This is a genomic window from Serratia sp. AS12 (assembly GCF_000214195.1).
GTDB classification, from domain to species: Bacteria; Pseudomonadota; Gammaproteobacteria; order Enterobacterales; family Enterobacteriaceae; genus Serratia; species Serratia plymuthica.
On the sequence record NC_015566.1, the window covers coordinates 4,597,314 to 4,607,520 of the forward strand.

The window sequence follows — 10,207 nt, forward strand, 5'->3', positions numbered from 1 at the left end:
ACGGGGGTAACGGTAAAAGGGGTTAGATCAGCGCAAACGCGTCTGCATCCCTGAGGAAAGGCAATTGCTCCCTGACGCCCAGCAAATGCTCACGCGACAGCGTGGCGTTGCGCACGCTTTCCACCTCCACCTCATCGATCAGAACCTCGCCGAGCGGGTCGATAAGCATCGAGTGGCCGTTGTAGCGCAGCCGGTTACCGTCCTCTCCCACGCGGTTGACGCCAATCACGTAGCTCTGATTTTCAATCGCCCGCGCGGTGAGCAGGGCTTGCCAATGCGCCGCGCGCTTTTCCGGCCAGCTGGCGATATAGAGAGCGACGTCGTAGCGAGCGTCCGCATTGCGTGACCAGAGGGGAAAGCGCAGGTCGTAGCAGATAAAAGGCGCAATGCGCCAGCCGCGAAGCTTGACCACCAACTGAGCCTCGCCCGCGGTATATTCGCGGTCCTCTTCGGCAAAAGAGAAAAGGTGTTTTTTGTCGTAGTGCGCAATGCCGCCGTCCGGCGTGACAAACAGCAAGCGGTTATAAAAGCGCCCTTCTTCGGTGATGATCATGCTGCCCACCAACGCGCTGCCGGAATGAGAGGCGCGCTCCTGCATCCACGCGACTCCAGGCCCCTGCATGGTTTCCGCGATCCCCCGCGGCGCCATGGAAAAGCCGGTGGTGAACATTTCCGGCAGGATAATAATGTCGCTGGCTTCGGCCTTGGCGATGTGCTCCGCCATACGGCGGCGATTGCCTTCGGCGTCTTCCCAGATAATGTCGCTCTGGACCAAGGTGACGCGCAGATCCTGATCTGTCATGTCTCTAACCTCCCTCAATAATGTGTGATGTTTTCAGCGCAGATCGGCGTCATACAGTTGCTCCAGGAAGCCGCCCTGACGCACGATTTCCCGAATTTCAGCGGCAGGCCCCTGCTGCCCGGGCGCGGCGATAAATCCACTTTCCACCAGATAATCGAAGTAGCGGAACAGCAGCGCCCGGTCGCATGGCTCGCAGGTAATCCCGGCATGCGACAACTGCTGACGGGTGTACTGCGTGGCGTAACGGGCCTTCTCGCTGATTTCGCTGCCGCAGTAGAACAGCGCCAGCAGATCGGTGAAGGTGGAGCGATAAGGTTTGCCTTGCAACCAGAGACGGTTCTCGGTCAGAGCGTCGAAATAATCGGCGTTGATCAGCGTGCTGATGCGATAGCCGTACTGCCGCAGAAAGTCGACGATATCGTCATAGGTAATGGGGTTGGGATGGGTCAGGTTGAGCGTACGGCCCTGGAAGCTGTCTATTTCCACTATCGCGCAAAGCGATGCGCGGGCAACGTAATCCACCGGCGTAATATCAAAATCTTCCCGCGAGCTAAACGTCAGGCCGGTTTCCACCAGCGCTTTGATCATCTCGTAGTAGATGCCCTTCACTCGGGTCTCCACCAGCGGGTAGCGCCCGCTGACGCTGTCGCCCCAGATATTGCCCGGCCGGGTGATCACCCAACGCAGCCCGCGTTTACCCGCCTCGTGTACCGCCTGCTCTGCTTCGAACTTGGAGCGTTCGTAGTCCATGTCATTAAACGACTGGCCGACGTCCAAATCCGTTTCCTGCAGCGTAAACCCGTCCTGGTAAAGCTTATCGCCGACGATGCTGAAGCTTGAGGTATAGAGCAGCGGCACATTGCCCAGCAGACACAGCGCAATAAGGTTCTGCGTACCGCCGACGTTGACCGGCGCGATTTTGCCGTACGACGCCACCAGGCTGACGTTAGCTGCGCAATGGATAACGCGATCGATCCCCATTGCCAGTTCCTGGTAATCCGCCTGGTTCAACCCGAGCCGTGGCTGGGTGATATCCCCGATAAGAGGGATCACGCGCCAGAGATGTTCCCGGCTGCGCTGTTCGGGATCGTAGGTATAGAGAAGTTGTTCCAGCCTCTCCAGCGCCTGCTGCGGGCTGGCGGCGCGCACCAGACAGTACACGCAGGCGTCGGTACTCAGCAGGATTTCGAGCAGGATACGGCCGCCCAATACCCCCGTTGCGCCGGTAAGCAGTATATTTTTTACCTGTTGATTAACATTGACCATGTTCATCCCTCAACAAAGCGATTAAATGAGCCTGACCCGCGACGGCTAAAGGGTGCCGACACGCATCCCTCCATCCAGCGGGATCACCGTGGTATTGAGGTAATTGGTTTTACAGCTGGCGAGGAAGCCAACGACCTCCGCCACATCCTCCGGCGTGCCCCATCGCCCTACCGGCACGATGGAGCGCACGATCTTCTCTTCTTCGGGGGTATCGATCATGTGCGGGTCGACGAACTGCGCGAGCATTTCGGTTTTGCAGATGCCCGGCGCGACCGCCGTGACGCTGATATTGAGCGGCCCCAGTTCGCGCCCCCATGATTCGGTAGCCGAGATCACGCCCGCCTTCGAGGCCGCGTAAGCGGATCCGCCGGCAGCGCCCCAGATACCGGCGATGGAGGCGATATTGATGATGCGCCCGTACTTCAGGCGCGCCATATAACGGGAGAACACGGCGGTACAGTTGAAGGTGCCCAGCAGGTTGACGTTCAGCACGCGCGCCGCGCCGCTGAGGCCGCGCTCGGAAAGGCAGAAGCTGCGTTCGATAACACCGGCGTTATTCACCAGCACGGTCAACGCAGCGCCAAGGCGCGCTTCGATTTCGCGCGCGGCTTGGGCAATGGAATCCTCCTGCGTGACATCCATAACGAAGGTATGCAACCCTTCCGGGTGTCCCAGGCGCTCAACCAGTTGCGTCAGCCGTTCTGCACTGACGTCTGCGGCGGCGACCTGGTAGCCGATATCCAGCAACACCCTGGCGATGGCCGTGCCGAACCCCCCTGCGGCACCGGTCACCACGGCGACCTGATGGCTCATGCGTCAACGCCCTCTTTAAAGGTGATGTCGATGATTTTTCTCGCATTAGCCATTGCGTCATAAATACGCTCTTCAAAGAACTGCACATCGTCCTGGGACATCAGCATGTTGGCGTAAATGCGCGATAACGGAGAGAACTGGATACCGTAGCGTTTGGAAATTTCACGAATGATGATGTCGCAGAATTTCACCTTATCGCTGTACCCTTCGGAACGATCGACCGGCGAGTTCTGCGAGTGGTAAACCAGCGCCGTCGGCATCCCCTGAACCACCAGCGGCAGCTCTACCGACTCGGCGGCTTTAACGAAGATGTTCGAGATCTGGCGGGTGAAACCGGCCATGCGCTCATAACAGCCGGGATCTTGTTCTATCAGCGAGAAGGTCGCCTTGATGGCGGCCAGACCCAGCGGATAACCGTTGAAGGTGCCTGCATGGATAACCTTACCGCGCGTATACAGGTTCATGATGTCGCGACGCCCGACGATGGCGGAGATCGGCATGGAGCCACCGCCCAGCGCTTTACCGAAAGTCGAGAGATGCGGCGTGACGCCCAGCAGCTGTTGCGCACCGCCCAGGCCAAGACGCACGCCGGTAATGATCTCGTCGAAAATCAGGACGATATTGTACTTTTCACACAATGCCTTGGCTTTTTCCAAATAGCCTTCACGCGGGAAAATACCGCCGCCGTTGATGCAGATCGGCTCCATCAACACGGCGGCAATCTCATCGTGATAGCGCTCGATGGTGGCGGTCAGCACCTCGATATCGTTCCACGGCAGCATAAAGGATTGATCGGCAATCGCCCCGGTCGCACGGCCCCAGGTGTCCAGCAGATCGCCTTTGAACTGCTCCGGCACCGGGTAACTCAAATCCTGTTTTTTACGCCACCCCATAATATTGTCGGCGTTGCCGTGATAATGGCCGTGGAAGCGGATAAAGCGGTTTTTACCGGTGAAGCCGCGCGCCAGACGCAATGCGTTTTGTACCGCTTCGGTACCGCTCAGGCAGAAGCGCACCATCTCCGCGCTGGGAATATGTTTCACCAGCGTTTCGCAAACCTCGACCTCCAGATCGCACGTGTCCACCGAGGTGACTTTGCCCATGTAATCCATCAGAGCCGCGTTGTAGGCTTCATTGTGGTGGCCAACGAAAAGCGCGCCAAACTTGCAGAACAGATCGAGATGTTCATTGCCGTCCAGATCCCAGACGCGCGAATTACGCCCCCGATTGAACGGGATCACCAGCGGTCGTTCGGGATCGCCAAAGTTGTAATGCGTGCCGCCGGGCAGCAGATCCCAGCATTTTTTATAAAAATTCTTCGATACATCCAGGGACAACTTGGTTGATGCGTCCATATTCTGTGCGTTCTCCGTTTGTTTACAGGAAGATGAAAGGATAGACAGCGACTGCCTGGCGGACTGGCTCTCGCTGCCGACCGTCAGGTTAAAGGGGGAATAGCGTCCGAGCGTGTCGGGCAGCGCGATGTGCATCAGTTCCAGCAGCGCGGTGCGCGTCAGCCAGGCCGCGCCGCTCATCAGCAAATGCGCCAGTTCCGCGACGTGACGCTGGGCCGGATCTTCCAGCGGTGTGCCCTGTAGCCATTCGTTCATGGCCCCCATCGCCGAGCCACACCAGATCTGATAATCCATTTCGCGACCGGCTTCGCCCTGGATCGCCCAGCGCGAGGACTGTCCGAGATACCATTGGAACACCAGCGCCATCTGTTTCTTTGGCTGCTGCAACGCCTTCTCAATGACCTCCGGACGGCCGCAGCGCTGAAAATACGCCACGGTTTCCTGCCAGACGTTGGCCAGCGGTTGACGAAAAATCTGTTTTTCCAGTTGGGCGACGTCGTCGGCGGGCAGCGCAGCCAGCCCCTCATACTGCTTGTAGAGCGCATAGAGTTTCTGCGCGCGTACCGGGTACATGCTGCCCTGTTTAAGCACCTGAACTTTAGCGCCCATCTCAAACATGTCGGCAGAAGGCGCGGTCGCCACATCGCCGATGCGCACTCGTCCCAGCATCTGTTTGGCCGCGTCGGACGTGCCTGCTTCTACGCAAGCCTGGTTTATCGAACCGGTCACTACATACGCGGCCCCGAGGGCGAACGCGGCCCGCACCGCATGCGGCGTGCCGATGCCGCCGGCCGCGCCGATGCGCACCCGATGGCGATGACCCGATTCTCGTTCAATGTCATCTCGCAGCTGAACCACTGAGCGGAATATGCAGGCGAGCGTGCCCTGGTCGGTATGGCCGCCAGAATCCCCCTCCACGGTAATGTCGTCCGCCATCGGCACCTGACGCGCCAGCTCAGCCTGTTCGGCATTGATCAGGTTGTCGGCAAGCAGCTTTTTCAGGATATTTTCCGGCGCCGGCCGCAGAAAACATTGCGCCACCTCGCGACGCGAGACCTTGGCGATAATGCGGTTGCGGCGCGCAATGGTGCCGTCGCGCCCACGCGTCAGGCCGCAGGCACGGTAGCAGACCAACGCCGGACTGAGGTTGATATAGGCAGAGGCCTCCACAATCGTCACCTGATGCTCAAGGCAAAGCTGTACGCAGGCCATTTCCCAGGCTGGGTTGCCGGGGTTATGCAGCAGGTTAATGCCAAAAGGCCCATCGGGCAGATGCTGACGCAGGGTGGCTATGGCCTGGGCAATGCGAGGAATATCGAGCCCCCCCGCGCCGAAAATCCCCAGAATTTTTTGCTGCCCCAACGCGATAGCCATCGCCTCCGAATGGATACCGTTCGCCATCGCGCCGGCGTAGTAAGCCATGCGTACGCCATAGTCGCGGCAGAAGCTGCCGTCACCCAATTCCGCTTCCGTTACCGCAGGCAAGGTGCCGATCGGCTTTGCCTCTGCCGAGGGTAACGCCTCGCCCACGGCGCAGAGGTGCGCCTCATCGCCTGACTGAACTACCTGTAAGGCTTGCCCGAGGTCATAAAGCGCGGCTGAACCTGCCACCAGCGGCAGGGCATCGAACGGGCGTTTACCGCCCGAATGATTGACGGAGAAACGCGGGCTCATGATGAAACTTCCTGTGTCTGAAGCGCCGTCAGGGCGCTGGCGTCTTGAGAAAGGCGGTGCGTGTAGCCCGCGCCAAGGTTATCGCACAGGCCGATTACGCTGCCGCGATAGAGAATTTCCACGATAAAAACCAACGCGATGGCATCAGGCGTTTTGCCGTCGGGCCGCCAGCGCGCATCAATTGACTTGCAGGTCAGCCGGTAGCGCAGCACGTCGCGTTCGCATTTCACTTCGCCGCGGAACTTGGCGCTGTACTGGTGGTGACACAACGTATGCGCTACCAGGTCAGGGCTGGCATTCAGGCCGAGGTAATAAAGGAAGAATTTCACCAGTTGCTCACACCCCTCCACAAGGAAGGTGCCCGGCATCACCGGGTCATTCTTGAAGTGAGCGCGGAACACCCAGTGATCGGGATCGATATCCACTTCGCCCATCGCCTCACCCAGCCCCCAGGCACCGCCGCGAGGATCGATCGATGTGACCCGGTTCAGCATGCGTGCATCGGGTGCGCACAGCGTGCCTGCCGCATGCCCCGCGTAGTGCGGGCCAAAACAGGCGGCGACGTCCCCGCGGATCAGAGCATCAAGCGCAGCGTCATCAAATTCGCGGCGCTCGCAATGCAACAGCGGCGTAAACGGTCGCGCCTGCGCGGCGCGCGCGAAATAGCCGGTAGTATCAATCTGCCGCGCGTTGGCGATTTCGCGCTTGCCGAAGAAGCCTGAGTTAGCGACCAGCTTAAACACCAGCCGATCGCCGACGTAGCAGAAGTATTCATAAGCAATCAGCGCCACGCCGCCGGCCCTGACAAAGGAGGTGATATTTACCCGCCCGCGCAACATTTCGCCCGCACGCGGCATTTCGCTGTAGACCGTGGTCTGACTATCGACCGCTCGGTAGCAAAGCTGCCCTTTGAACAGGTGATCGCAGCCGATAACGGTGAAGGCGACAATCATGGCATGCGAGGACTCCAGCGCGACGAAGGGGGGCGTTTTGCCGTCGACCAGGAACCAGGCGTCCGGCGCAATATCGTATTCCCATTCGATAAAGCAGGGTTCCATCCGATCCTTTTTCGCGCTCAGGGCGGTAATGCGGGAGACAAACAGGTAAGGCGGCGACGGCATTCGGGTACGTACCGGATACTGATCCACCCCCGCGTAGTCTTGCCCCAGGACGTTGCTCACCAGCCCATCCGTCAGCTCGATCACCTGCTCCTCATTAAACAGCGGCGCAGCGACCGGGTCTTGCCCCGCCAGCAGTTGGCGGATCAGATGATAGTAATTTTGCTGAACATGCAGGTAATGCAGATGCGTCTGCGCATGGCGCGTCAGATGGTGCAGGGCAATGTTGTTCGCCAGGATATTCCCGGCCGGCGTCTGCGTCGGGCTGCTCGGCGCAAAACGCGCCAGCGTATCCGCATTGATGATGAACTCGCCCAGCGGCTTCTCCCGCCCGGTATAGACGGTTACCGTCAGCCCGCCGCTCGATGCGGAGTTCGCTGCGGCCGGCTGCGCGCAAGGCCCGCTCAGCGGCTCGCGTAATAACAGATGGCTACAGGCGCGATCGATGCCGATATGGTTGACCGCCGCGCGACGCAAAGCGCCCCTCGGCTGCGCCCATTCCTGCGTCTGCTGCGGCAGTCTAAAGCGTCCGTCTGCCTGCTTCGCCAACGAGGAGTGCTGGTTGAACACGGGCACCGCGGGCAGATAGCGCTGCGACAACTGCAACGCGCATTTCACGATCCCCAGCAACCCCGCAGCGGCGGCGAGATGGCCATAGTGCGCCTTCAGCGTTCCCACCGTCACGGGTGCCTGCCGTTCCGGCGTGGCATAGATGCTGGCCAGCGCGGCCAGTTCCGTTTCCATCTCCCCCGGGCGTGCTCCGGAATAAAGTTCGAGGTAGTCGACATCCGCCGCGCTACAGCCGGCGGCCTGCAATGCGCGGCTGGCGCTATCGGCAATCCCCTGGCGGCTGGCGGTGTACGCCAGCGCCGGGCTCAATTCGTGCCCAACGGCCAGCCCGTCGATAACGGCGTAAATCGGCGTTCCTGCCTGCTGCGCATCCTGCTCGCGGCGCACGACCACCACGCTGCCGCCATCGCCCGGCGTCTGGTTCGCCTGCACGGATTGATGATCCCACAGCACATTCTCCAGCGCGCCGCCAAAGCTGCAACTGGCAATCAGCACGCCCTCGACCTCGTGGCGCGCCAGCAGGAACTGCGCCAGTTCAATGGCCTTAAACGCGGCGTTTTCTTCGCTGTAAAGGGAGAACGCCGGTCCGTTCAGGTGCAAATGGGCAGCCAGCCGGCTGGCGACCACATTACCGATGCCACCGGTGATACCTTCGGGGTAAGGCGCCGGGAACAGGCTGTCCTTCACGACATTCTGCAATGCCTGAAGATCCTCTTCGCTCAGCGCAATGCCCTGGCTGCGCAGACTCTGTTCAAGCTGCCAGCTAATCTCGTTACGTGCCTGATAACGCAAGCAGCTGTAATCCACCCCGCCTGCGACAATCACGGCCAGATTACGGCGCGTGCCATCCAGGGCATAACCCGCGTCGAGAAAAGCGCGTTCCGCCACCGGCAGAAGAAACAGATGCGAAAGCAGATGAGGGCCGACCACATTTGGCGGCAGCCGGAAGCGTTTACAGTCAAATTCAAACGTCTCGATCCAGGCCCCCTGCGGAATCTGTTCGATACCGCGCGTGGCCAGCAGATCCTGCTGGCGCTCTACGCCCAACCAGCGCGTAGCGGGCAGTGGGCGCTGATGTTGCCTGCCCTCGCGGAAGGTGCGATCGAGACTTAGCGTATCCTCGGTATCGGCGGCGTGTACGCCGATGCCGACCAGCGCCAGCGGCTCCGCTTTTAATGGCTCTGCGGCTTGCGGCAGCGCCGCACGCAACGCAGGGTGATCCTCGCTCAGCACCAGATGGGCGTTGACGCCGCCGAAACCGAAGGCGTTGATGCCGGCGCGTTTTTGTCGATCGCGCTGCGGCCAGGGGCGGGCCTCGCGGACCACATCCTCCAGGCCGAGTTGGCCGGCGGGCGTGTTAACCAGTTGCTGCACGCCAGGCGTAGGCGGGATGAGATTGTGCTGCATGGCGAGGATCACTTTGAACAGGCTGCCCATGCCGGAGGCCGTCAGCATATGGCCGTTGATCCCTTTGTTGGCGCCAAGCAGAGGGCGCGTCGGCGCCTGCGCGAAGAAGGCTTCCATTGCCGCCAGCTCGATCTGATCGCCCACCGGCGTGCCCGTAGCATGGCACTCCAGATAATCGATATCCGGCTCGGTCTTGCCATAGGCGCGTGTCAGCGCCAGCTGTTGTCCGTTGCTGTCGGGCACCAGCATATGGCGGCTGCCGGCATCGTTGGAGAGACCGACCGCCTCGATAACGCCGTAAATTTTATCGTTATCGCGAATGGCGTCAGCGTAGCGTTTCATGGCGATCACGCCTGCGCCCTCTCCCGCCTTCAAGCCTTCCGACGTACGGTCAAAGGGGATCGACTGCCCTTTCTGCGGAAACGCCTGCAACACATTGAAACCGTGATCGATATAGATGTGGTCGGCATGGCACACCGCACCCGCCAACATCATGTCGGCTTTGCCGCTGGCAAGGTAATCACTGGCCATTTTGATGGCGTAGAACGCAGAAGAGCAGGCCGCATCCAACGCGTAGCTCGGCCCCTGCAACCCCAGCGCCTGGGCGGCGACGGTGGCATTATGACCGCCAGTGATAAGGTTCAAGTCGGACAGCGTCTCTTCAGGCCAGACGCGGTCGAATGCAAAATCGTCCCGACCCAGCAACTGACGCAGATAGGGAGTCAGCATCTGGTGATAAAAGCGGCTCATCAGCCGCTTGCCGCTGTGCGTCGGCATGCCGATGTTGCCAATAAGCAGGCCGGTTTTTGCCAGCGTCTGCGGCTGCCCGCGATAGCCGCTATCGTTTAACGCCTGCGCTGCGGCGTGCAGGGTCCACTTGAACAAGTTATCCAGCGTCTCCAGCTCTTGCGCCGGTAACGCGTAGCCGGAGGTATCAAAGTGAAAATCGCGGATGTGCCCATTGCGGTTATAGCCGATTTTATCCGCCGTTCCCGCCACCGGATGATAATAGACCGCAGGGTCGATGCCGGTTTCCGCAACGGAAAGGGGCGAGGCGCAGTCCCGGCACTGAATCAAATTTTCCCAGTATTTCTCCGTGGAATCCGCCCCCGGAAACAGGCAGCCCAATCCCACGATCGCAATATTTTCCATTACCAGCCACTCCTGAACATAAGCCTGTTGCCGGGCGCTTAACCGCGCCC

Annotated in this window: 5 protein-coding genes; all 5 read right to left on the reverse strand. The window is 60.2% G+C overall.

Features of this window, described 5'->3' with window-relative positions:
- Positions 1-22: 22 nt before the first annotated feature.
- Genes SERAS12_RS21345 through SERAS12_RS21365 form a run of 5 tightly spaced genes read right to left on the reverse strand, consistent with a single transcriptional unit; the run spans position 23 to position 10,157 of the window.
- Complete coding sequence (locus SERAS12_RS21345) at positions 23-802, reverse strand: amidohydrolase (RefSeq protein WP_013814521.1); 780 nt, start codon at positions 800-802, stop codon at positions 23-25.
- 33 nt (positions 803-835) lie between these two features.
- Complete coding sequence (locus tag SERAS12_RS21350; RefSeq protein ID WP_013814522.1) at positions 836-2,068, reverse strand: thioester reductase domain-containing protein; 1,233 nt, start codon at positions 2,066-2,068, stop codon at positions 836-838.
- A gap of 45 nt (positions 2,069-2,113) precedes the next feature.
- A complete protein-coding gene (locus SERAS12_RS21355) occupies positions 2,114-2,881 on the reverse strand; it encodes an SDR family NAD(P)-dependent oxidoreductase (RefSeq protein WP_013814523.1) in 768 nt (255 codons plus the stop codon).
- Positions 2,878-5,910: a PfaD family polyunsaturated fatty acid/polyketide biosynthesis protein gene (locus SERAS12_RS21360; protein WP_013814524.1), complete on the reverse strand. Its 3,033-nt coding sequence runs from the start codon at positions 5,908-5,910 to the stop codon at positions 2,878-2,880. The genes SERAS12_RS21355 and SERAS12_RS21360 overlap by 4 nt, the downstream gene beginning before the upstream one ends.
- Positions 5,907-10,157, reverse strand: a complete 4,251-nt coding sequence (locus SERAS12_RS21365; protein ID WP_013814525.1) for a beta-ketoacyl synthase N-terminal-like domain-containing protein — start codon at positions 10,155-10,157, stop codon at positions 5,907-5,909. Before SERAS12_RS21365 ends, SERAS12_RS21360 begins: the two co-directional genes overlap by 4 nt.
- Between the last annotated feature and the right edge of the window lie 50 nt (positions 10,158-10,207).

Bases quoted from the DNA above. Each gene is read 5' to 3' on its own strand.
- SERAS12_RS21345 (WP_013814521.1), bottom strand. From the start codon at position 802: ATGACAGATCAGGATCTGCGCGTCACCTTGGTCCAGAGCGACATTATC.
- SERAS12_RS21350 (WP_013814522.1), bottom strand. From the start codon at position 2,068: ATGGTCAATGTTAATCAACAGGTAAAAAATATACTGCTTACCGGCGCA.
- SERAS12_RS21355 (WP_013814523.1), bottom strand. From the start codon at position 2,881: ATGAGCCATCAGGTCGCCGTGGTGACCGGTGCCGCAGGGGGGTTCGGC.
- SERAS12_RS21360 (WP_013814524.1), bottom strand. From the start codon at position 5,910: ATGAGCCCGCGTTTCTCCGTCAATCATTCGGGCGGTAAACGCCCGTTC.
- SERAS12_RS21365 (WP_013814525.1), bottom strand. From the start codon at position 10,157: ATGGAAAATATTGCGATCGTGGGATTGGGCTGCCTGTTTCCGGGGGCG.